The following is a 21,518-nucleotide window of genomic DNA, read 5'->3' as shown; positions in this document are numbered from 1 at the left end:
ATTGTGGAGTGCCGCTGCTTGGTGATTGCTATTGTTTGTTGGTGGCTTGATGTATTTTCTTTTGTTGCGCTTAAGCTGGTTGGCTTACAAAAACAATTTTTATATAAAATGCTGTCTGGTTATATCGGGGTATAGATGCGGTAATTTTTATTTTTGTTATGCTGGTAGGTTGATTTTGCTAAGTAAAAGTCTGAGTAGTAGTGGCTGTTGAAATGGCTGGGTGCGTCATTATTTTGATGGCGTTTTTGTGTTTTTAATGTTTTTGCATTTTGTAAAAGATGTCTAAGAATATTTTATTGTTTTTGAGGTTGGTAATTTAAGCTTATTGGTGGTTTTTTAATGTGAGACTAACTGTTTAGCTGCGCATCTTTTTGTGAAGTTCTCTTCTGACTCTGTAAGCCAACCTTCCTGCCTGTTTAATATTCCTTGTGTTGATTCGCAGAAAGTGGCAACAATATATCCGTTATCAGATCCTATTAGCGCAACATATGGCACCCCTTTTTTTATGAATCGCTGTAAATGCCTTACGCGCACTAATGTTTTTCTGTTGGGGTATTTATAATGTTGGTTGTTTGCTTCGGTTTGTAATGCTGCTACGTTGTTTCCACTAGATAGCTCGCGAAATCCGACGGTATATATGGTTGCACGCCTATTGTATATCAGCAAAAAATCCCCATTTTCCATTTTAAAAACATCTGCACTTTTACCGCCATGGTAAAAAAGTAACCAAATAAGAATAAATAATATTATGGGGGTAAGGAGTGTTGCTGTTTTCTTCATCTAGATATTATTTCTAGAAATTTGTTCGAAATTTTTTCGCGCAAAAATGAATGATATGTATTTTATTTAATTTTTATGGAGATGTTGATTGCAAATTATTGCGCAAAAATAATCGATATTTATTTTAGTTTTGGATTGGGTTCTATAATCGATTGGTTTTTTCTTGCTAGGCAAGCATATATGTATGAATCAATGATTTAGCCACTTGCCTCGGCTGTATTTCACGTGACGATTTTTCCGGCGATAACATCGATGCTATTAGCAGTTACTATGACGCCCCCCCTCCCGCAGCAAAAAACTTTTTTGCTTGCAAAGCCATACTCATATTTTTACGGGTGAGCGCAACTTTCCAGTGAATTTTGCTCGAGTGATCGCCCGGATGTGACGGCTAGTTGCGGTTTGTTATCTTTATGTTTTTATTTGATATTTTAAACGTGATATATTTTCTATATATTGGGTATTCCGCGCACTCTGTAATTGCAGATAATGTATATATGCGATTTTGTTCTAGCTTTACGCGCATAAGTTTATTTATGGTTATGTATGTATTGATTTTGTAGACTTTTCCTTCGCCAGGAATGTTTGAGTACTCAATACTTGATAACTCATTTCCATCTTTGTCTTCAATGTAGAAAGAGTTGTAATTACAGGTATCCTCGAAAAGTACTGACGGCTCATTCTTTATATTTTTTATTGTAAATATTTTTCTTTCTGGCCAAAAATAAATTATCAAAATCGATGCTAATATCAGTGCCACGATAATTTTAATTTTCACTTTAACTCCCATTGCTTTTTTAAGTCTCTTGGCCGACGGCTTGATTGATCCACCTCTTCGAAGAATAGCTTTAGTGTATCTTTATAGAAGAATTTTGCCCTTGTTCTCCTGTTTGAATTTTTCCCAGTGTACCCTGTAATGCCGATTATTTCTGACATAAAATAATCGGCAATCATTTCTGCTTGAGATTCCATGTTGTATTGGAAGAAATTTTTTTGTGAGGATTCTATGTATGTGTAAGGGTCAATTTCCGCTGAGATGTCTTTCAATATTTCACCGGCCCTATTTTTGAGAGCATTCCCTAAGGATTCTATTGCGTTTGCAATGCCGGTGTTTATTGATAATGCTCCACCACAGATAACTATGGAGCCACGGGTGAGCTTGCTTTTTCTTTGGTATTGCCAAACGTGAACCATCTCGTGAATAAAATGATGCAAGTAATTTATCTTTTTTCCGGTTACTGTAGAGAAATCCTCAAGATAGTTGTCATCTGGCATATACAACTCACCCCATGGTGTCATGGACACTTGACCAGACTGCACACACGGAATGAGTTTTCCTTTATGTATTCTTACGAAACGATAGTCGATTGCGTTGCCAAAAAGCTTTTTGCAAAGCTCAATTTCACCTGAGGTAAGCTTCCGGCCATCATCCATGGATAGCTCTTTCTGACTATCTTTGGTAGTGTTGGTAGCGCCGGGGCTTTTTATAGTGCCAAGCATTAGTAGTCCCCTTCATCTAGTTTAATAACGGTAGACGGCAATATGTCAATGCTACTTATCTCTTCTGATTGTTTGGTATAGTGTCTGCCAGTAGCGCCCGCCTTATCCAGAGTACCCTCTTTTACTTGGTTATCAGCAAGTGTCATGCGATATTTGTAGCCACGATATAAATTCAGACTTTCGATACTGTTTATTTTGAACTTCTCATCATGAACATCTTTAGTGCCAAGAATCTTGGGGAAATCAAAGTTGAATCTAGCTAAGCCCACACAGTGTATGACTGGCCCCCTTCACACTCACCGAGCCCGGGCAGTGAATCTCGATGTTCCCCCCCTTCAGCCGGATATAGCCGCCCCCGCTGGTCAGCAGGATTTCTTCTTTGGCCGCAATCGTGACCTTGCCTTTACACGACGTAACGGTGACATCCTTGTCCGCCGTCAGCTCCATCTCCCCACTCTGTGCCTGCACCTGTACCTTGCCTTTGGCCGCAATCAGCTTCAGCGCCACCTTGTCCTTCACCCCCGCCACAAACAGGCTGATGTGCTGGCCGACGTTGTGCAGCCAGCGGCGACCGGTGGTGTGGTTGCTGTCGCGCTGGGCGATCAGGTTAAGGTTGGTGCTTAAGCGCTGAGGGTCTGGCTTTGTTCACTGGCACTGGCGATACCGGCCGGGCCGGACAGGATGAGTAACGGTTGCTGACCGCTTTGGTCTTTGGCGGTCTTGCCCTCTTTATCGGTGTTGCTGCTTCCCGGGCTTTGAGGGCCGCGACGTGGTGTTGCAGGTGGCCGCTGTCTTTCTTTCCGGCGGCGCTGTTGTCCGGATTGATGGCCTCCGGCCCGGTTTCCATGCGGTCGGCCAACTGGGCGCTGGCGGTGTCGGCCGGGCTTTGGCTCAGGTTGAGGGCGGCATCGAGCTGGCTTTGTACGTGCTCCCGTGCCAGCTGTGGGAGCTGGCCCCATTCTGTGCCTCGGTCGTGAGCAGCAGACCGTGGGCGGCGCGGATCGCGCCGTGCTGGTCGGTCCGCAGTTCGAAGCCGTTACCGCGCGGCTGGGCTTTGCCGTTCGTGCGCGGCTGGGTCAGAAAGCCCTGGTTGAGCTGGGTCTTGCCGGATTCGCTGCTGAGTTTGGCCCGCACTTCGCCGGGGGTGTCGTCGAACAGCAGTTCGTTGTATTGCCCACCCTGATGTTCTTTCGACTTGATGCCGGACAGGGTCTTGTTGGTAAGCAGGGCACCGGCGCCGCTAAAGGCCGGGGTGGCATGACTACCGTTGTACAGCACGCCCACAATCACCGGGCGGTCGATGTCGCCTTCGATGAAGTCGACCAGCACTTCCTGACCGATGCGCGGAATGAACTGGTGCCCCCAAGCCGCCAGCCGAGGGCATGGCCACCCGTAGCCAGCAGGAGGACTGGTCATCGAGATTGGCGCCGAGGGTCGGGTGTTCGTCTGGCCGCTGCCAGTGGAACTGCACCTTGATGCGCCCACGGGCATCGGTATACACCTCCTCACCGGCCGGGCCGACCACCGTGGCGGTCTGTACCCCCCGGGAGGTCGGTCGGGCCAGCTCGCTGTGTGCATACGCTGGCGTCAGCGGCAGACCGCGCCGCTGGGCGGTGAATTCGGTCTCGAACGGCGACTTGGCCGCATCCGCCTCGGGTTGGCCGATCAGGCCGGACAGCGCCCCCTGCAGGTCGACGGGCAGGTTGTTACGCGCCCGGAAGGTCTGCCGGGTAACCACGAATTCACGCTGCTCACGGCTGTCCCCCTCGTGCGCCGGATGATCATCCAGCCGGAACCATTGGCTTAAGCACACAGACCACGGACTGACCCGCTGCCGCTGAAGGTCTTGGCACTGGGCATCGTGTGCCTGCTGGCGCAGCTGGGCATACTGGCCAAGCTGATCGGCGTCATTGGCATAGTGGAGCGATTGCGGATCGTAGTCCTGCAAGGTGGATTGCAGCGTCTCGCCGCGTGCCCCCTGATCGATACGGCTCTGGTCAAGGCTGTGCTGGGTCGCCACCGGCTGGTAGTCAAAGCTGGCCAACGCCACCTGACTGGCGACCACCTGACGGCTGGCCGACCAGTCGGTCAGCCCGTCTTCGTCCTCGGTGGCATCACGACGGTGATAGCGCACCCGCTCCAACGGCGCGGCGGGCAGGCTGTAAGGATCGTCGAACACCACCAGTTCCACCTGTGGCGTCTCCCCGTCGTGGTGCTCGAAACGCCAGGCATAGCCTTCTTCCTGCAACAGCCGCACGATGAAATCGAAATCGCTCTCGCGGTACTGCAGACAATACCGGCGGGGAGCGGCTGGCTGGGTGTGAAAGCTCAGCGTCTGCACCGGGCAAAGACGGCATTATTGGCCTGATGCTCGTGGAGGATCTGCGTCACGATCTCCGGGACGGTCAGATCCTGAAACACCCGTGAAGTCCGGCGGTGGCGCAACAGGGCAAACGGCGGCTCGAGGGTCAGCGCATACTTGGCGAAACCGCCATCGGCGCCCAACAACTCGGCGCGCGAGACGACGCCACAGCGGATACTCTCCCGGCCATCGGCCTCCTGTACCCCCAGCCGGGCGGTCAGGCCGAGCAGCGACTTGAGTTCAAGATGGGTATCGGGAGACAGACAGGTGAGCTGATAGAGATAGGCCTCGGAGACGCCCTCGCGGCCGTCCAGCGCGTGGGGCAACAACGATTCGGCGCTGAGCGATGGGGCCTCGAGCTGCAGGGTGAGCAGGCGCTGGTGCTGGGTGAAGGCGCTGGCGAAGCTGGCGAGCAGGGCAGACAGATCCATGGAGTCTTGTCACGTCGGGTGACGTGAGTGTTCACGAACGGTTGAAAGCGCGAGTTTATGCCGACGACATGGATGGGGCAAGGCAGCGTGGCGGGGGTAAGTGTTTGTACGGAGGGGGGCAGAGTCCGAGACCGAGGGGGAATGCCTGCCTTGTTGATGTTAAGGGTGTCAATCAGCGTCGAATTTTGACCAGCAAACAGCGTCCAAATTTGACCAGGCAAATCAGCCGTTTTTCCTCCTCTGCTTGAACCGGTAAGAGTCATTTCCGGTTTCCAGAATGTCGCAGTGGTGCGTCACCCGATCCAGCAGCGCAGTGGTCATCTTGGCATCGCCAAACACGCTCACCCACTCCCCGAAACTCAGATTGGTCGTGATGATCAGCGAAGTCTTCTCATACAACTGACTGATCAGGTGAAACAGCAACGCCCCACCCGATTCGGGGAATGGCAGGTAGCCCAGCTCATCCAGAATCACGGCATCCATCAGTACCAGTTGGCGTGCCAGCAGTCCCGTTTTACCCTGCTGTTTCTCTTTCTCCAACTGGTTCACCAGGTCTACCGCATTGTAGAACCGCACCCGTTTGCCCTGATGAATGGCCGCAATACCCAAGGCTGTCGCCGGTGGGTTTTACCGGTTCCAGTGCCTCCCACCAGGGATCAGGTTGTGCGCGGTATCCAAATAGCTGCCACTCGCCAGTTGCTTGATACGGGCTGACTCCAGCGGGGTCTCTGACCAGTCAATGCCGCTCAGGTCACGGTGCACCGGGAAGCGCGCTGCTTTGAGTTGATAGCTCAGACTGCGTGCCTGTCGGTCGGCTTGTTCTGCATCGAGCAATCGTCGCAGCAGCGCCTCTCCCGAAAGGGGGTGCCGGTGAACCTCTGCTTGCAATTCGCGCCATGCTTCGGCCATGCCGTACAACCGCAGTGTTTGCAGTCGGGCCAGATGGGAGGACTCAGACATGCGCCACCTCCCGCAGGGTATCGTAGCGGTCGCAATTCGCCACCGGCTCCTCACGGAGGCTCAATGTGTCGGGTGTCTCCACCACGGCCACTCGAGGGGGGCGGGTCAATCGCCGTAACTCGTTCAGTACAATTGCCGTGCTGGGCTTACCATATTTCTGCGCCAGTTGGCAGGCCACTTCCAGCGTCTCCAGGGCCGGATTCACGCGCCACCAGCAGTAGCTCGGCAAAGGCACGATCTCCCCCGGGCTGTTTAAGGGCCTGCTGACGAACCGCTTCGATAGCGGGAGGGAGGACCCATTCGATGAATGGCCGCCCGTGACGGAGGGCACCAGGTTTCGTCTCCAGTATCGACAGGTAATGCCGGGGCTCGCAGACCATCTGGTCCCGGCCAAAGTGGCGAACATGGCAGGCCAGCTCCGGCCATCGGCCACGATACGAATCGTGCTTAAGCATTGATACGTACCGAAACGACCTTGCTTAGCCCATTCGGCGGGGACGCTATAACGGTTGCGATCCACCGAGACCAGACAGGTGCTGGAGACGCGCAACAGATGTTCGACGTAACCGTCGAACGGCATGGTGACCGGTCGCAGATGAGGGCGTTCCACCTTCAGTACATCCGCAATGGTGGCCTCTTGCGTGGGATGACGTCGTCCCGCCAGTTCTCGACAGCGCTGTTCCAGCCACTGGTTCAAGCCGCTGAAGTCAGCAAAGCGCGGCGTCGGCGTGAATAGCCATTCACGGATATTGCCCACCTGATTCTCGACCGGCCCTTCTCCCAGCCTGAAGCGTGCAGGCTACCGGCTCAAACAGGTAATGATTCGCCAGCGCCAGAAAGCGGCGATTGAACTGGCGCTCTTTGTTAAGCAAACACTGTCTCCACCACGGTCTTGAGGTTGTCGTAGACCATCTTGTGCGGGACCCCACCGAAGAAAGCGAAGGCGCGGCGATGGGCATCGAACACCATCTCCCGGGTCTCGCGCGGATAGGCAACGACAAACATCTGCCGACTGTAGGTCAGACGGAAATGGGCTAGTTTGATGGTCTGGGTAACACCACCGAGCACCACATGTTCGTAGCTCCAGTCGAACTGACCCACTTCACCAGGAGCGAATGACAACGGGACAAAAGCCTGTGTTCTGACGATCTTTGTAGCACTCGCATTCCAGGCCCGGACATAGCGCTGGATGCTGTCGTAGGCCCCGCGATAGCCTTCAGCTTGTAGGAATTCGAATAATCGGCGAGCCGTACGGCGCTGCGCTTTGGGCAGAGAGTGGTCGAGCTCAAGCCACTGCTCCAGTGTTGCCTGAAAGGCACCCAGTTGCGGTTTGGGTTGACGTTGCCGTTGGTAGGTGGGTTCGGCGGTAGTGTTGAGGTATGTCTTGACGGTGTTGCGGGAAAGGTTGAGAGATCGGGCGATGGCACTGATGCTCTCGCCGTTGACGAGGTGTCGGCGACGAATCTTGCCGATGGATTCCATGCAAAGCACTCCGGTAGACCTCCGCCTAAAAGGCGGAAGTGTGGCACACCCGGGGTGGTCAAAATTGGACGCTGATCACCCCGGAAACCTGGTCACTTTTGCACGCTGTTTTACAGTTAAGGGGGGGCGATGTGCCAGATATCGAAGAATCTGCATTGGTAATACCCGGGCTTGCTTGTCGACGGCCTCGAGGACAGACTTCACCTTGACCCGTACGGTCCGGGAACGGGATAATTGCCGACTTTTCAATTGCTTAATCCGCCACAGCGGTATTGCGATGCAGAAGAATCGTCGCATCGCAGGGGTAAGCACCACTGGTCAAGAATCGACCTGTATGAATAGAAACGAAACACCTGCTAACGGCGCCGATCACGCCGGTTCTCTTGCGAATCACGCCGCCCGTTCGGCCAGACGGCTTTCCGTGGCACCCATGCTAGATTGGACCGACCGTCATTACCGCTTTTTTGCCCGTCTGATCAGCCGCCATACCCGGTTGTATACCGAGATGGTGACTACCGGTGCGCTGCTGCATGGCGATGTCGAGCGTCATTTGCGTTTTGATGACAGCGAACATCCGCTGGCCCTGCAACTGGGCGGCTCTGAACTTGGCGAGCTGGCGCGTTGCGCCGGGTTGGCCGAACAGTGGGGCTATGACGAAGTTAACCTCAACGTCGGTTGCCCGTCCGAGCGGGTGCAGAAGGGGGCATTTGGCGCTTGTCTGATGGCGGAGCCGCAGTTGGTCACCGACTGCGTCAAGGCCATGCGGGATGCGGTGGCGATTGATGTCACGATCAAGCATCGCATCGGCATCGACAAGATCGAGCATTACGATTACCTGCGTGAGTTTGTCGATACCGTGGCCGAGGCGGGCTGTCAGACATTCATCGTGCATGCCCGTAATGCCATCCTCAAGGGGCTGAGTCCCAAGGAAAACCGCGAGATTCCGCCGCTCAAGTATGACTATGTCTATCGGCTGAAGCAGGAGCGGCCGGATCTGGAAATCATCATTAACGGCGGGATCAAGACTCTGGCCGACATCGACACCCATTTGGCGCATGTGGATGGCGTCATGGTTGGGCGTGAGGCTTATCATCATCCTTATCTGATGGCTGACTGGGATGCGCGTTATTATGGCGAGACCCAGCCAGCGCGCAGTCGGGAAGCGGTGGTGGCGGCGATGCTGCCTTATGTGCGGGCGCGTCTGGCGGAAGGCCACAAGGTACGCAACATTGCCCGCCATATCCTCGGTCTGTTTCAGGGAATGCCCGGTGCGCGCCAGTGGCGCCGTATGCTGTCCGATGCCAGGGCTGCTGGATGGCGCGGATGAAACCTTGCTGTGGCGCGCCTTGGAGGCCGTGCAAGAGCACGCCGCGCGCTGAGGCTCAGGATTGTTGCCAAGGTTGGCCGAACGGTGTTTTCGGCCAACCTTTGTCATTTCAAGGATAGAACCCACCATGTTCGATACGCTCGTCCTCGCCAGTAACAATGCTGGCAAGTTGAAAGAATTTTCGGCCTTGCTCGCGCCGCTGGGTATTACGGTCAAACCACAAGGTGAGCTGAATGTGCCGGAATGCCCGGAGCCGCATTTCACCTTTCTGGAGAACGCACTGGAAAAAGCGCGTCACGCCAGCCGGGTGACCGGCCTGCTTCGGCGTTGGCCGATGATTCCGGTATTTGTGTGGAAGCCTTGGGCGGTGCACCCGGGGTGTTCTCCGCGCGTTTTGCTTAAGCGAGCCCAAGTCGGATGCGCGCAATAACGCGCTGCTGGTCGAGAAACTGAACGGTGTGGCCAATCGCCGGGCCTGGTATTACTGCGTGCTGGTTTTGGTGCGCCATGCCGATGATCCGCAGCCGTTGGTCGCGGACGGCATGTGGTGGGGTGAGGTGCAGGATCAGCTCACGGGGGTGACGGCGGCTTTGGCTACGATCCGTACTTCTATCTGCCAGCCTTTGGCTGCACGGCCGCCCAGTTGCTTAAGCCGCTAGCAAGAATGCCATCAGCCATCGTGGGCAAGCGATGCAGGTGTTGCTGACCAAACTGCAGGCGCTGGCATGAGCGTGATTGATGTCTCCGGCCTGAGCGGTGGCCTGCGCGAGCTGCCGCCGCTGTCGCTGTATATTCATTTCCCCGGTGTGTGCGCAAGTGCCCGTATTGCGACTTCAATTCGCACGAGCCGAAAAACGGTTTCGACGAAATGGCCTATGTGGAAGCCCTGCTGCGCGACCCGGAGTACAGCCTGCCTGCGGTGTGGGGGCGGCCGGTGCATACCATCTTCATGGGCGGCGGGACGCCCAGCCTGTTTTCTCCGCAGGCCATTGATGCTCTGCTGGCGGGGGTGCGGGCGCGAGTCCGCTTGCAGCCGGAAGCGGAAATCACCATGGAAGCCAATCCGGGTACGCTGGAGGCCGATAACTTTAGGCTACCGTGCCGCTGGCGTCAACCGCCTGTCGATTGGTGTCCAGAGCTTCAACCCGCGCCATCTGCAAGCGCTGGGGCGTATCCATGACGAGCACGAAGCGTACCGCGCTGTGGAATTGGCCTTGCGCCATTTTGACAACGTCAATCTGGACCTGATGTACGCCTTGCCGCAGCAAACGTTGGCCGAAGCATTGGCCGACATTGATACCGCGCTGGCTTTGGGCGTGACGCATCTCTCCGCCTATCACCTCACCATTGAACCCAACACGCTGTTTGCCGTGCAGACGCTTACCAACTTGCCAGACGATGAACTCTCCGCCGACATGCAAGAGGCGATTGAGGCCCGGTTGGCGGAGGCCGGTTTCCAGCATTACGAAACCTCCGCCTTTGCCCGGCCGGGACGGCGTTGCCAGCACAATCTCAACTACTGGCAGTTTGGTGATTACCTTGGTATCGGCGCCGGTGCGCATGGCAAAATCAGCCAACATGACGGCATCCGGCGCGAAATGCGGCATAAACAGCCCGCCGCCTACTTGGCTGCGGTAGCCGTTTAAACCAGCCGCTGCAGACGCAGCACAAGGTGGCGCGTGACGAGCGCGCCTTCGAATTCATGATGAATCTGTTGCGCCTGACCGACGGTTTCGAGCGCAGACTGTTTACCGAACGCACCGGCTTGCCGGTATCCTCTATCCAGTCGGCGCTGGATCAGGCCGAAGCGCAAGGCTTGCTGACTGCCGACGCCAACATGATCCGGCCCACCTTGCGCGGCCAGCGCTTTCTCAACGATTTGCTTACCCTTTTCCTCAAGGAAGGAGATTGACTCATGGCGAAAGAAATCATCCATACCGACAAAGCCCCGGCAGCCATCGGCGCTTACTCGCAAGCGGTAAAAGCCGGTAATACCGTTTACCTGTCCGGCCAGATTCCGCTCGACCCGGCCACCATGACGGTCGTGGAAGGTGGTTTTGCTGCTGAAGCCCATCAGGTTTTCAAAAACCTCAAGGCCGTTTGTGAAGCCGCCGGTGGTAGCCTGGATCAGATCGTCAAACTCAATGCTTACCTGACCGATCTGTCCAACTTTGCCACCTTCAACGAAGTGATGGCGCAATACATGAGCCAGCCGTTCCCGGCGCGTGCCGCCGTTGGCGTGGCCAGCCTGCCCAAGGGCGTTCAGGTGGAAGCTGAAGCGGTGATGGTGCTGGGTAGCTGATCTGCTCACTCGCGATACGCATCAAAACGGCCCGAAGAAACCCTTCCGGGCCGTTTTTTTGCCCTGGTATTGCCGATTTTTATGTCATATGTATAAATGGTGGCTTTCTCAAGCAAGGATATTTCCATGCGAACACTGCTGCTATTGTCGCTTTGTCTGCCTGCGCTGGCCTCTGCCCAAGTGTACAAATGCCAGTCACCGCAAGGTGTGGTCAGTTACAGTGCCCAACCCTGCATGGCTGGCCAGACCGCACAAACCATGGGGCTTAAGCCAATGTCAGCGTGGTAACTCAGGATGCCCGGCAAAAGCAGCAAACCGCGCAGTTCCAGCATGGGTTGTCTGACTGGGAAAAACAGCAGGCGCGTACGGCGCGTGAGCAAGCCAAGCTCGACAAACGCCGTGAGGCCCGGCAAGAGCGTAACTTGGAACAGGAACGTCAGCGCTGCCTGCAATGGCGTCGGCGTGAGGCGTGGCTGAACGAGGAAAGCCAGAACGCCCAGAGCCATGCCGATCGCGTGCGGGCGCAACGCGAACTGCGCCGTACGCGTACCCAACAGCAAGAGCGGGATTGCGCCCGCTTCCCCGCCTGATACCGGCGCGGGCTAACGCTCTATTTCTGTCTTGGCCGCCATGGTCGGCGGCTATCTTCCTTTCCTCTTCTTCCGTGTTGCCCCGCATTGTGGCGGCTATTCCTGCATGGGGTCGTGCCTGCACCAGTGACACTTGTGCCCTGGTGTTACCGATTCACCACAACCGCTTTTTGCTTGCTGGGCAGTGGTTCTGGCACTGTTAGCCGGGGCGTTGTCTGGCAGGTTGGCCGAAAATATATAGCGATGCTTGACGTCTTTTCTGGCGGCTGGCAGTCTAGAGTTGTAGCTTCAAACGATCGTTCTTATGATTGCTGCAACACGAGGAGACCATAATGCAAAAACAATGGAAAGGGGCGGGACTGGCGGTATTGCTGGGACTGTCCTGCTCGCTGGCGTTGGCCGAATCCGCCGCTTAAGCACTGGAAAACCATCGATGATGCTACCCACCAGCCCAAGGCCTTGGTACAGATCAGCGAAGCGGCTAACGGCGAACTGACCGGCAAGATCGTCAAACTGTTTCACAACCCGGATGCGTTGTGCGACAAGTGCGAAGGGGCCAACAAGGGCAAACCGATCAATGGCCTGACGATCATGTGGGGGCTGAAGAAAGACGACGAAGGCTGGGGACGCGGCAAAATTCTCGACCCCAAATCCGGCAAGGTGTACAGCGCCAAGGCACAGTTGACCGACGCTGGCAAAAAGCTGGAAGTGCGCGGTTTTCTGGGGATCTCCTTGCTCGGGCGCACGCAGATCTGGGAACGTCAGTAACGCCACTTAAGGCTCCATGAGGCGCGGTGTCGTCATGAACACCGCAACATTGGGGGAGTGATGCAATCGCCAGATTCGTCCTCCCCGTCTTTTTGGGTACAATCGGCAGGCTATGAGCCTCGACCATGATCCTGCCAACCAGCCACTGACGGTGGCTCCTGCCACGGCCAAAAAGCTGGAAAAACTCGGTATCCGCCGCCGTTTCGACCTGATCCTGCATTTGCCGCTGCGTTACGAAGACGAAACGCACCTGTTTCCCATCGCCAACGCGCCTTATGGCAAACCGGTGCTGGTGGAAGGCGAGGTCATCGCGCACGAGGTACAGTTCAAGCCGCGCAAACAATTGGTGGTGCAGATCGAAGACGCCAGCGGCACGCTGGTGTTGCGTTTCATCCATTTCTATCCCAGCCAGCTCAAACAGTTTGTCCAAGGCAAGCGGGTGCGCGCTTTGGGCGAGGTGCGGCGCGGCTTTCACGGCGATGAGATGGTGCACCCGAAGACCCGTGAGGTGCTACCGGGCGACCCGCTGGCCGATAGCCTGACGCCGATTTATCCCACCGTTAACGGCCTGACCCAGCCGGTGCTGCGCCGCTTGATCCATGGTGAACTCAAGCACCTGTCACTGGCGGAAACGCTGCCGCCGGAACTGGTGCAGCCGTTGCGACTGGCGTCGTTTGCCGAGTCGGTGCGCCTGCTGCATGCCCCCACGCCGGATTACTCTATCAGTCAGCTGACCGACCCGACATTACCAGCCTGGCAGCGGCTGAAATTTGACGAGCTGCTGGCGCAACAGCTGTCGATGCGCTTGGCCTATCGAGCTAGGCGGCAGGGGCGGGCGTCGGTGATTCAGGGCGATGGCCGCTGGCGCAGCCAGCTTTCGGCCAACCTGCCATTTGCCCTGACGGCCGCCCAGCACAAGGTGCTGGCTGAAATTATTGCCGATCTGGCGCAGCCGCATCCCATGCACCGGCTATTGCAGGGCGACGTGGGCAGCGGCAAAACCATCGTCGCGGCGATGAGCGCACTGGCCGCGATTGAAGCGGGCTTTCAGGTTGCTCTGATGGCGCCGACCGAGATTCTGGCCGAGCAGCATTACCTCAAGCTGGCCAGCTGGCTACAGCCACTGGGCCTGACGGTCAGCTGGCTGTCAGGTAGCCTGCGCAAGAAACAGAAAAGCGCCGCGCTGGAAGCCATGGCCAGTGGTGCCACGCATTTGGCGGTCGGTACGCACGCGCTGTTTCAGGATGACGTGCAGTTTGCCCGCCTCGGGCTGGTCATCGTCGACGAACAGCATCGCTTTGGCGTGGGCCAGCGCTTGGCGCTCAAGGACAAGGGGGCCGAGCCTCACCAACTGATGATGTCGGCCACGCCGATTCCCCGCACGCTGGCGATGAGCTTTTATGCCGATCTGGACGTGTCCGTGATTGATGAGTTGCCTCCCGGCCGCACGCCCATCGTGACCAAACTGATCAACAGTGGCCGCCGCGAGGAGATTGTGGCCTACGTCAACAAGACCTGTCGGCAAGGGCAACAGGCGTACTGGGTGTGTCCGCTGATTGAAGAATCGGAAACCTTGCAGCTGCAGACGGCAGTCGATACCCATGCGCAGTTGAGCGAGGAGTTGGCCGAATGGGGCGTTGGGCTGGTGCATGGCCGCATGAAACCGGATGAAAAAGCCGCCGTGATGGCCGCTTTCGCCCGCAACGAGTTACAAGTGCTGGTGGCGACCACGGTGATCGAGGTGGGGGTGGATGTTCCCAACGCCAGCCTGATGGTGATCGAACATGCAGAGCGAATGGGGCTGGCGCAGTTGCATCAGCTGCGCGGGCGCGTTGGGCGTGGCAGTGCCAAGAGCGTGTGCGTGCTGTTGTTCGAAACGCCGCTGTCGGAGTTGGCCAAGGCCCGCCTCAAGGTGATCTACGAGAATACCGATGGCTTCGAAATCGCCCGGCAGGACTTGCTGATCCGTGGTCCGGGGGAATTTCTCGGCGCGCGGCAAAGCGGGGTGCCGATGCTGCGTTTTGCCAATCTGGAAGAAGATATCGAACTGCTGGAAGCCGCCAAGGAGTGGGCGCCGCATCTGCTGGAACGTTGGCCGAAAGCGGTGGAAGCGCATCTGGACCGCTGGCTGGCCGGGCGTGAGCACTTTCTCAAGGCCTGAGTCCCGCAGATAAAAAAAGCCACCATGCCTAAAGCATGGTGGCTTTTTTGTGTGCCGTTGTCCGGCTCAGTGAATCCAGTAGGACGCCAGATAATACATGCCGCCGGAGAGCAGCATGGACACCGGCAAGGTAAACAGCCACGCCAGCAGAATGGCGCGGATGGTCGCCCATTGCAGCCCGGCTTTATCGGCCACCATACAGCCCGCTACCGCACTGGACAGCACCTGCGTGGTGGATACTGGGAAGCCAAACTGGCTGGCCAGCCCGATCGACACCGAGGCCGTGATTTGCGCCGATACCCCTTGCGCATAGGTCATGTCTTTCTTGCCGATACCTTCGCCGACGGTCTTGACCACCCGGCGCCAGCCGATCATGGTGCCTACGCCCAAGGCCAGTGCTACCGACAGAATCACCCAAGTGGGCGCATATTCGGTGGTAACCGTCAGATCCTTGCGCAGGTTTTCCAGATGCAACTTGTCCGCACCGGTCAAATGCGGCAGCTTGCCAGCCCGTTTGGCAGCGTCATCCAGGCACAGCAACTGGGTACGCACATCCCAGCGTTGGGTGGCGCTTAACTGGTGATAATCATTGGCATCGCTCAAGGTTGCCAGCAGCCTACTGGCGGTGGCATCGGTATCCAGCGGGCGGCACTCGTAATGGCTTGCACTAGCCGACGGCGGCAGAATGATCTTCTGCAGATCAGCCTGATGGCGGTTATAAAATTGCTGCAGGTGAATGGCCGCATCACGCGTACGCTCCAGCTGATAAGGCGAACTTTCCAGATTGAGCACAAACTTGGCCGGAACAATACCAATCAAGACCAGCATGATCAGCCCCACGCCTTTTTGCCCGTCGTTGGAACCATGCGAGAAGCTGACCCCCATGGCCGATACGATCAGCATGAAACGGGTCCAGAACGGCGGGTGTTTACGCCCTTCAACCTGTTGTCGTTGAAATGGCGTTTTGTGGATGTTGCTCATCGGGCGGTAGCGACGCAGCAACCAGATGATCAAGCCAGCCAGAATCGCCCCCACCAGCGGCGAACACAGCAGCGAGGCACCCACATCAATCGCCTTGCTCCAGTTGATGCCATACGACATGGACGTACCATTGATCAGGCTGTTGGCGACACCCACCCCCAGAATCGCTCCGATCAGGGTGTGTGAGCTGGACGCTGGCAAGCCAAAATACCACGTGCCCAGATTCCAGATGATGGCCGCCGCCAAGAGTGCGAAGACCATGGCCAGGCCGCGCGCGGTGTTGACCGAAACCAGCAAATCCACCGGTAACAGGTGCACGATGGCATAAGCCACCGCGAGGCCGCCAGAAACGACGCCCAGACAGTTGAAAATCCCGGACGCAAACACCGCCAGGCGCGGTTTCATCGATTGGGTATAGATGACGGTGGCCACGGCATTGGCGGTGTCGTGAAAACCATTGATGAATTCGAAAGCCGGACAAAGCCCAGTGACAGGATCAGGGTGATGGCAACATGGGTATCAAGCCCTGAGAAAAGATCCAGCATGGTTGTGACAGATTTGTTGAGGAAGCCCGGATTGTTGGTGCCAGCACGCCAATCGTCAAGCTGAATCATCAAACTTGCTGCAGGATGTGGCATTGGCGGTTACGCGATCGCGCAACTGTTTGACGATGACGCCGCTCTACGGCTTGGGCATTGTCATAATCTGATCCGCAGGCAACACAAAGCCCCCTAAGCTACAAGCCAGACAGGGGCTGGGGTAACGTCGGCAAATTTAGCCGAATTTACCGGTGATGTAGTCTTCGGTGGCCTTTTTCTTCGGCGTGGTGAAGATCGTGTCGGTTTCGCCAAATTCGATCAACTCACCCAGATACATATAGGCCGTGTAGTCCGACACACGTGCTGCCTGCTGCATGTTGTGCGTCACGATGGCAATGGTGTAGTCCTCTTTCAGCTCGTGAATCAGCTCTTCGATGTGGGCGGTGGAAATCGGGTCAAGCGCCGATGTCGGTTCGTCCAGCAGCAGAACTTCCGGCCGGGCGGCTACCGCACGGGCAATACACAGACGTTGTTGCTGGCCGCCGGAGAGGGAATTGCCCGATTGCTTGAGCTTGTCCTTCACTTCATCCCACAGCGCGGCCTTGCGCAGCGCCCATTCCACCCGGTCGTCCATCTCTGCTTTGGAGAGCTTCTCGTACAGTTTCACGCCAAAGGTGATGTTGTCGTAGATCGACATCGGGAACGGCGTCGGCTTCTGGAACACCATGCCGACCTTGGCGCGCAGCAGGTTGATGTCGATGTCGCGCGCCAGAATGTTGCGGCCATCCAGCAGAATGTCGCCTTCGGCACGCATGCCCGGATACAGTTCGAACATGCGGTTGAACGTGCGCAGCAGCGTGGATTTACCGCAGCCAGACGGGCCGATGAACGCGGTTACCTTGCGCGGAGCAATGTCCAGATTGACGTTCTTGATTGCATGGAAATTGCCGTAGTAGAAGTTGAGGTTCTTGACCTGCAGCTTGCTGTTAGTTTCAGTCATGATACGTCAAGCCTTAATGCGATTGGTTTTTCTGGCTGCCCATCCAGCGGGCAACAATGTTCAACGCCAGTACACTGAAGGTAATCAGCAGCGAACCTGCCCAAGCCGGGGTATGCCAGTCCTCGTATGGGCTCATGGCAAACTGGAAGATCACGATAGGCAGGTTGGCCATCGGCTGGTTCATGTTGCTGTTGAAAAACTGGTTGTTCAGTGCGGTAAACAGCAGCGGGGCGGTTTCGCCGGAAATGCGGGCCACCGCCAGCAAAATACCAGTCAGTACCCCGGCCTTGGCCGAGCGCAGCGTCACATACATGATCACTTTCCACTGCGGCGTACCCAGTGCCACGGCCGCTTCACGCAGGCTGTTCGGTACCAGTCGCAGCATGTTCTCGGTGGTCCGTACCACCACCGGAATCACCAACAGCGCCAAAGCCACCGAACCGGCCCAGCCGGAAAAGTGCCCCACGCTGACTACGTACACTTCGTAGATGAACAGGCCGATCACGATGGACGGAGCCGACAGCAGAATGTCATTGATAAAGCGGGTCGCCGGGGCCAGCCAGCCGCGTTCACCAAACTCCGCCAGATAGACGCTTAAGCAAGAATCCCGATAGGAGTCCCGATCAGGGTGCCAAACAACGTCATCAGCAGGCTGCCATAAATGGCGTTGGCCAGACCGCCCTGTGCGCCCGGCGGCGGTGTACTGCTGGTAAACACAGCCAGATTCAGGCCGCCCAGTCCGTGCTGTAGCAGTGTGATCAGAATCCAGAACAGCCAGAACAGCCCGAATAACATGGCCAGCATGGAGGCGCCCATGTTGAAGGCATTGACGAAGCGACGTCGGCGATAAATGGCGTTATTCATGGTCAGACTGTTCCCGGTGGAGTCGCGTAGCGGTAGCGACTCCGTCATAGAGGTATGGCTCATTTGGGTTACCCTTGTGCTCAAGATGCCTTGCCTTCTTGCTTCTTCAAACGCAGCAGCAGCAGTTTGGAGCAGGCAAGAACCACAAAGGTGATAAAGAACAGGATAAGACCTAGCTGAATCAGCGACGACATATACAGTTCGCCACTGGCTTCGGCAAATTCGTTGGCCAGCGAAGACGCAATCGAGTTGCCCGGCTCAAACAAGCCGGTTGCAAAATGGGAAGAGTTACCGATCACGAACGTCACGGCCATGGTTTCGCCCAAGGCACGGCCCAGCCCCAGCATGATCCCGCCGACCACACCGGTCTTGGTGTACGGCAATACCACGTAACGAACCACTTCCCGGTGGTGGAGCCCAAACCATAGGCCGATTCTTTCAGCATGGTGGGAACCACTTCGAACACATCGCGCATCACCGATGCGATAAACGGAATCACCATGATGGCCGGGATCAGGCTTAAGCGGTGAAAATGCCAATGCCCATCGGCGCGCCCTGAAACAGGAAACCGATCAGCGGCAACTCGCCCAGATTATCGATCAGCATCGGCTGCACATGATCAGCAAACAGCGGAGCAAAGACAAACAAACCCCACATGCCGTAAATGATGGAGGGAATCCCCGCCAGCAATTCTACCGCGATGCCAAGCGGGCGTTTTAGCCATACCGGGCACAGCTCGGTCAAAAACAGGGCAACCCCAAAGCTGACCGGTACACCAATCAGCAAAGCGATGAAGGAAGTCGCCAACGTTCCGAAAATCGGTACAACGGCACCAAACTTGGCCGAAACCGGGTCCCAGTCACTCGTGAAGAAGAAGCTCCAGCCAAATGCCTTGATGCTGGGCATGGCGCCAATCACCAGTGAGATCAGAATTCCCACCAGCAAGGCCAGTACCAGAAAGGCAAAGCTGCGGGTCAACAACCGGAACAGGTTGTCCACCAGTAGCTGGCGCTGAAGCTGCTGATTATTGTTGAATTTTTCCATTGCGGTTCGATCTTCTCTTTATCAGACAAAAAGCCGGGGAGCGAGCCCCGGCCTGTTTGCCTAGCTTACTGGTAGGCTCAGGTTGTCCATTTTGCCAGCCGGTAGTCAGAGTGGCGATTTATTTCCACACGGCTTTGCCGCTGGCATCGGTGATCTGCTTCCAGCTGCCGCGAATGGTGTTTTTCACGCTGTCCGGCATCGGAATGTAGTCAAGGCCCAGTGCAGTCTTGTCGCCATTCTTGTATGCCCAGTCAAAGAACTTGAGAACTTCGGTGCCCTGTCTTAAGCTTGTCCTGTTTCTTGTGCATCAGGATGAACGTGGCACCGGAAATCGGCCAGCTATCCTTGCCCGGCTGTTCAGTCAGGATCAGATAGAAGTTCGGAGCCTTTTTCCAGTCGGCGTTGGCCGCTGCAGCACGGAAGCTTTTATCATTCGGAGCGACGAAGTTACCTGCACGGTTCTTCAGTTGGCCGTAAGTCAGGTGGTTTTGCTTGGCGTACGCATATTCCACGTAACCGATGGCACCCTTGATGCGGGTAACGTAGTTGGCAACACCTTCGTTACCCTTGCCGCCCACACCGGTCTTCCAGTTGACCGAAGTATTGGCGCCCACTTTGCTCGACCATTCCGGCGACACTTTGGACAAGTAATTGGTGAAGATGAAAGTGGTACCGGAACCATCGGAACGGCGAACCACGGTAATCTTCTGATCCGGCAGTTTTACGCCCGGGTTCAGCTTGGCAATCGCTGCGTCATTCCATTTGGTGACTTTGCCCATGAAAATGTCGGACAACAATTGGCCGGTAAATTTCACCGGTTAAGCAGCGATACCCGGAACGTTGAGCACCGGTACTACGCCACCCAGAACGGTCGGGAACTGGGTCAGGTCGGACTTGGACAAATCTTCCGGTTTCAGCGGCATGTCAGAAGCACCGAAGTCAACCGTCTTGGACTGGATTTGCTTGATACCACCACCAGAGCCGATCGACTGATAGTTCATGCTGTTACCGGAGGTTGCCTTATATGCAGCCGCCCACTTGGCGTACAACGGATACGGGAAGGTGGCGCCAGCGCCGGTAATATCGGCCGCGGCTGCAGTACCTGCAAAGAATGCACCGGTCAGAAAAAACGATGCAGCCAGACGAGTAGACTGTTTCATGCTTGCTCCTGAGTGAATAAGGTACTGTTTTAGTTGGCGCATCGTACCGCGGGTAGTTTTCAGAAATATTACAAGTCGTCGAAACCGTCTGGGTGGTGTTTTAACTTGGCAAACGGCTGGCTATAATCGCCCGGACTTTGATTAAGGAGAACCTCCATGGCTTAAGCAAACTCGTCATTGGAAACTGGAAGATGAATACCCGGCAAGCTAGCGCGACGGCATTGCTGGATGCCCCGGTTGCCAATCCGGAAACCAACCAGCCGTGGGTTGCCGTGGCAATGCCTGCGGTCTATCTGTCGCAAGGGCAGGCGCGCCTGCAAGGTAGTGCCATCAAGCTGGCGGCTCAGGACGTCAGCGGTTTTGCGCAAGATGGTGCCTACACCGGAGAGATTTCAGCCGCTATGCTGGCAGATGTGGGTTGCCAGTATGTGTTGATTGGCCATTCCGAGCGCCGCCAGTACTTTGCCGAAGATAATCAGTTGTTGCTGCAAAAGTTGCAGCATGCTCTAGCCGCTGGGCTCACCCCGGTGCTGTGTGTCGGCGAAACGTTGGCCGAACGAGAGTCCGGTATATATTTGCAAGTGATTTTCTCCCAGTTGTCGGTTTTGAGTGGGCTGGATGTCTCGCGCGTGGTGATTGCCTATGAACCGGTCTGGGCCATTGGTACCGGACGCGTCGCTTCCTTGCCGCAAATCGCTGAAATTCATTGTGAGATCAAAAAATGGTGCTTGCAAAACAACGGGTGCTCCGATAATATTCGCGTCCTCTACGGCGGCAGTGTTAAGGCAGAGAATGCCGAGTCAATTTTAAAGACAGAAAATGTCGACGGAGCCCTTGTGGGTGGGGCATCTCTGGACGCCGGAACATTCGGGCTGATTTGCCGGGCCGCAGGAAAAATGATATAGTATGGAACTCATTAAGACGCTTATCTGGATTGTAAATCTCCTTTCTGCTTTGTCAATTATTGTGCTGGTGTTGATGCAGCACGGTAAGGGTGCGGACATGGGGGCGGCTTTCGGCGGTGGATCTGCCGGTAGCTTGTTCGGTGCGTCTGGTTCCGCGAATTTCTTGAGTAGAACCACTGCGATTGCGGCGGTTGTATTCTTCTCCACGAGTCTCGCTCTGGTTTATCTGTCTGGCGGCGGAAAAAACGATCTGGGCGTTATGGGTGGCAAGGTTGAACAGGTTGCTCCGCAAATCCCGGGCGGAAAGCCTAGTGAAAGTGCTTCGGGTCCGCGTTCTACGATTCCGGAGTAATAAACAGCTTGAT

The 21,518-nt window shown here is 56.0% G+C and carries 20 protein-coding genes and 6 pseudogenes; 10 read left to right on the top strand and 16 right to left on the bottom strand.

Annotated elements, in window-relative coordinates:
• Positions 1-336: 336 nt before the first annotated feature.
• The 10 genes and pseudogenes from GKE73_RS06330 to istA form a co-directional block, all read right to left on the bottom strand.
• Positions 337-780, bottom strand: coding sequence for a hypothetical protein (locus GKE73_RS06330; RefSeq protein ID WP_230369465.1), 444 nt, complete (start codon positions 778-780; stop codon positions 337-339).
• Between the two features lie 771 nt (positions 781-1,551).
• Entirely contained in the window at positions 1,552-2,277 is a 726-nt protein-coding gene (locus tag GKE73_RS06325; RefSeq protein WP_230369464.1) for a hypothetical protein, read from the bottom strand.
• A 255-nt stretch (positions 2,278-2,532) separates the two neighbouring features.
• Complete coding sequence (locus GKE73_RS06320; protein ID WP_230371415.1) at positions 2,533-2,838, bottom strand: DUF2345 domain-containing protein; 306 nt, start codon at positions 2,836-2,838, stop codon at positions 2,533-2,535.
• Positions 2,839-2,884: 46 nt separating this feature from the next.
• Entirely contained in the window at positions 2,885-3,136 is a 252-nt protein-coding gene (locus GKE73_RS06315) for a hypothetical protein (RefSeq protein ID WP_230369463.1), read from the bottom strand.
• 32 nt (positions 3,137-3,168) lie between these two features.
• Entirely contained in the window at positions 3,169-3,606 is a 438-nt protein-coding gene (locus GKE73_RS06310) for a type VI secretion system Vgr family protein (RefSeq protein ID WP_230369462.1), read from the bottom strand.
• Entirely contained in the window at positions 3,539-4,618 is a 1,080-nt protein-coding gene (locus tag GKE73_RS06305) for a type VI secretion system Vgr family protein (protein WP_312854376.1), read from the bottom strand. Before GKE73_RS06305 ends, GKE73_RS06310 begins: the two co-directional genes overlap by 68 nt.
• The gene (locus GKE73_RS22675; protein ID WP_280954786.1) at positions 4,606-5,070 is read right to left on the bottom strand and encodes a contractile injection system protein, VgrG/Pvc8 family; all 465 of its coding nucleotides are present in this window, start codon (positions 5,068-5,070) and stop codon (positions 4,606-4,608) included. Before GKE73_RS22675 ends, GKE73_RS06305 begins: the two co-directional genes overlap by 13 nt.
• Before the next feature lie 222 nt (positions 5,071-5,292).
• A pseudogene (istB, locus tag GKE73_RS06300) lies at positions 5,293-6,030 on the bottom strand (IS21-like element helper ATPase IstB).
• Positions 6,023-6,787, bottom strand: a complete 765-nt coding sequence (locus GKE73_RS06295) for a Mu transposase domain-containing protein (protein ID WP_230369461.1) — start codon at positions 6,785-6,787, stop codon at positions 6,023-6,025. Before GKE73_RS06295 ends, istB begins: the two are co-directional and overlap by 8 nt.
• Positions 6,788-6,894: 107 nt before the next feature.
• Positions 6,895-7,512: an IS21 family transposase gene (istA, locus tag GKE73_RS06290; RefSeq protein ID WP_230369460.1), complete on the bottom strand. Its 618-nt coding sequence runs from the start codon at positions 7,510-7,512 to the stop codon at positions 6,895-6,897.
• Between the two features lie 430 nt (positions 7,513-7,942).
• On the opposite strand from istA, the gene dusA reads away from it, so the two are divergent.
• From dusA to recG, 8 genes and pseudogenes are all read left to right on the top strand, one after another.
• Entirely contained in the window at positions 7,943-8,839 is an 897-nt protein-coding gene (dusA, locus tag GKE73_RS06285; RefSeq protein WP_230371414.1) for a tRNA dihydrouridine(20/20a) synthase DusA, read from the top strand.
• Between the two features lie 127 nt (positions 8,840-8,966).
• Positions 8,967-9,568: pseudogene (gene rdgB, locus GKE73_RS06280) on the top strand (RdgB/HAM1 family non-canonical purine NTP pyrophosphatase).
• Positions 9,565-10,751, top strand: a pseudogene (gene hemW, locus GKE73_RS06275) (radical SAM family heme chaperone HemW). Before rdgB ends, hemW begins: the two co-directional pseudogenes overlap by 4 nt.
• A gap of 3 nt (positions 10,752-10,754) precedes the next feature.
• Positions 10,755-11,141, top strand: coding sequence for a deaminase RidA (gene ridA, locus GKE73_RS06270; protein ID WP_230369459.1), 387 nt, complete (start codon positions 10,755-10,757; stop codon positions 11,139-11,141).
• Between the two features lie 96 nt (positions 11,142-11,237).
• Positions 11,238-11,429 carry a DUF4124 domain-containing protein gene (locus GKE73_RS25415; protein WP_376767285.1) on the top strand — a complete coding sequence of 64 codons (192 nt, stop codon included), beginning with the start codon at positions 11,238-11,240 and terminating at the stop codon, positions 11,427-11,429.
• Positions 11,423-11,731: a hypothetical protein gene (locus GKE73_RS06265; RefSeq protein WP_230369458.1), complete on the top strand. Its 309-nt coding sequence runs from the start codon at positions 11,423-11,425 to the stop codon at positions 11,729-11,731. Before GKE73_RS25415 ends, GKE73_RS06265 begins: the two co-directional genes overlap by 7 nt.
• 459 nt (positions 11,732-12,190) lie before the next feature.
• Positions 12,191-12,499, top strand: a complete 309-nt coding sequence (locus tag GKE73_RS06260; RefSeq protein ID WP_230369457.1) for a DUF2147 domain-containing protein — start codon at positions 12,191-12,193, stop codon at positions 12,497-12,499.
• A 112-nt stretch (positions 12,500-12,611) separates the two neighbouring features.
• Positions 12,612-14,660: an ATP-dependent DNA helicase RecG gene (recG, locus tag GKE73_RS06255; protein ID WP_230369456.1), complete on the top strand. Its 2,049-nt coding sequence runs from the start codon at positions 12,612-12,614 to the stop codon at positions 14,658-14,660.
• A gap of 66 nt (positions 14,661-14,726) precedes the next feature.
• On the opposite strand, the gene GKE73_RS06250 is transcribed toward recG, so the two are convergent.
• From GKE73_RS06250 to pstS, 6 genes and pseudogenes are all read right to left on the bottom strand, one after another.
• Positions 14,727-16,073 (bottom strand): inorganic phosphate transporter, encoded by a 1,347-nt coding sequence (locus tag GKE73_RS06250; protein WP_230369455.1) that lies wholly within the window; start codon positions 16,071-16,073, stop codon positions 14,727-14,729.
• Complete coding sequence (locus GKE73_RS06245) at positions 16,043-16,255, bottom strand: hypothetical protein (RefSeq protein ID WP_230369454.1); 213 nt, start codon at positions 16,253-16,255, stop codon at positions 16,043-16,045. Before GKE73_RS06245 ends, GKE73_RS06250 begins: the two co-directional genes overlap by 31 nt.
• Before the next feature lie 160 nt (positions 16,256-16,415).
• Positions 16,416-17,180, bottom strand: a complete 765-nt coding sequence (pstB, locus tag GKE73_RS06240) for a phosphate ABC transporter ATP-binding protein PstB (RefSeq protein ID WP_230369453.1) — start codon at positions 17,178-17,180, stop codon at positions 16,416-16,418.
• Positions 17,181-17,193: 13 nt separating this feature from the next.
• Positions 17,194-18,044 (bottom strand): annotated as a pseudogene (pstA, locus tag GKE73_RS06235) (phosphate ABC transporter permease PstA).
• An 80-nt stretch (positions 18,045-18,124) separates the two neighbouring features.
• Positions 18,125-19,088, bottom strand: a pseudogene (gene pstC / locus GKE73_RS06230) (phosphate ABC transporter permease subunit PstC).
• Positions 19,089-19,339: 251 nt separating this feature from the next.
• A pseudogene (gene pstS, locus GKE73_RS06225) lies at positions 19,340-20,248 on the bottom strand (phosphate ABC transporter substrate-binding protein PstS).
• Positions 20,249-20,385: 137 nt separating this feature from the next.
• Here pstS and tpiA point away from each other — a divergent pair.
• Together tpiA and secG are read left to right on the top strand one after the other, a co-directional pair.
• Positions 20,386-21,153 carry a triose-phosphate isomerase gene (gene tpiA / locus GKE73_RS06220; RefSeq protein WP_280954785.1) on the top strand — a complete coding sequence of 256 codons (768 nt, stop codon included), beginning with the start codon at positions 20,386-20,388 and terminating at the stop codon, positions 21,151-21,153.
• A 1-nt stretch (position 21,154) separates the two neighbouring features.
• Entirely contained in the window at positions 21,155-21,505 is a 351-nt protein-coding gene (secG, locus tag GKE73_RS06215) for a preprotein translocase subunit SecG (RefSeq protein ID WP_230369452.1), read from the top strand.
• Positions 21,506-21,518 lie beyond the last annotated feature (13 nt).

It is taken from the genome of Paludibacterium denitrificans, from assembly GCF_009707705.1.
In the GTDB taxonomy this organism is placed as follows: domain Bacteria; phylum Pseudomonadota; class Gammaproteobacteria; order Burkholderiales; family Chromobacteriaceae; genus Paludibacterium_A; species Paludibacterium_A denitrificans.
The sequence above is the reverse complement of the archived record's forward strand: the minus strand, read 5'-3'. Positions and strand labels throughout refer to the sequence as shown.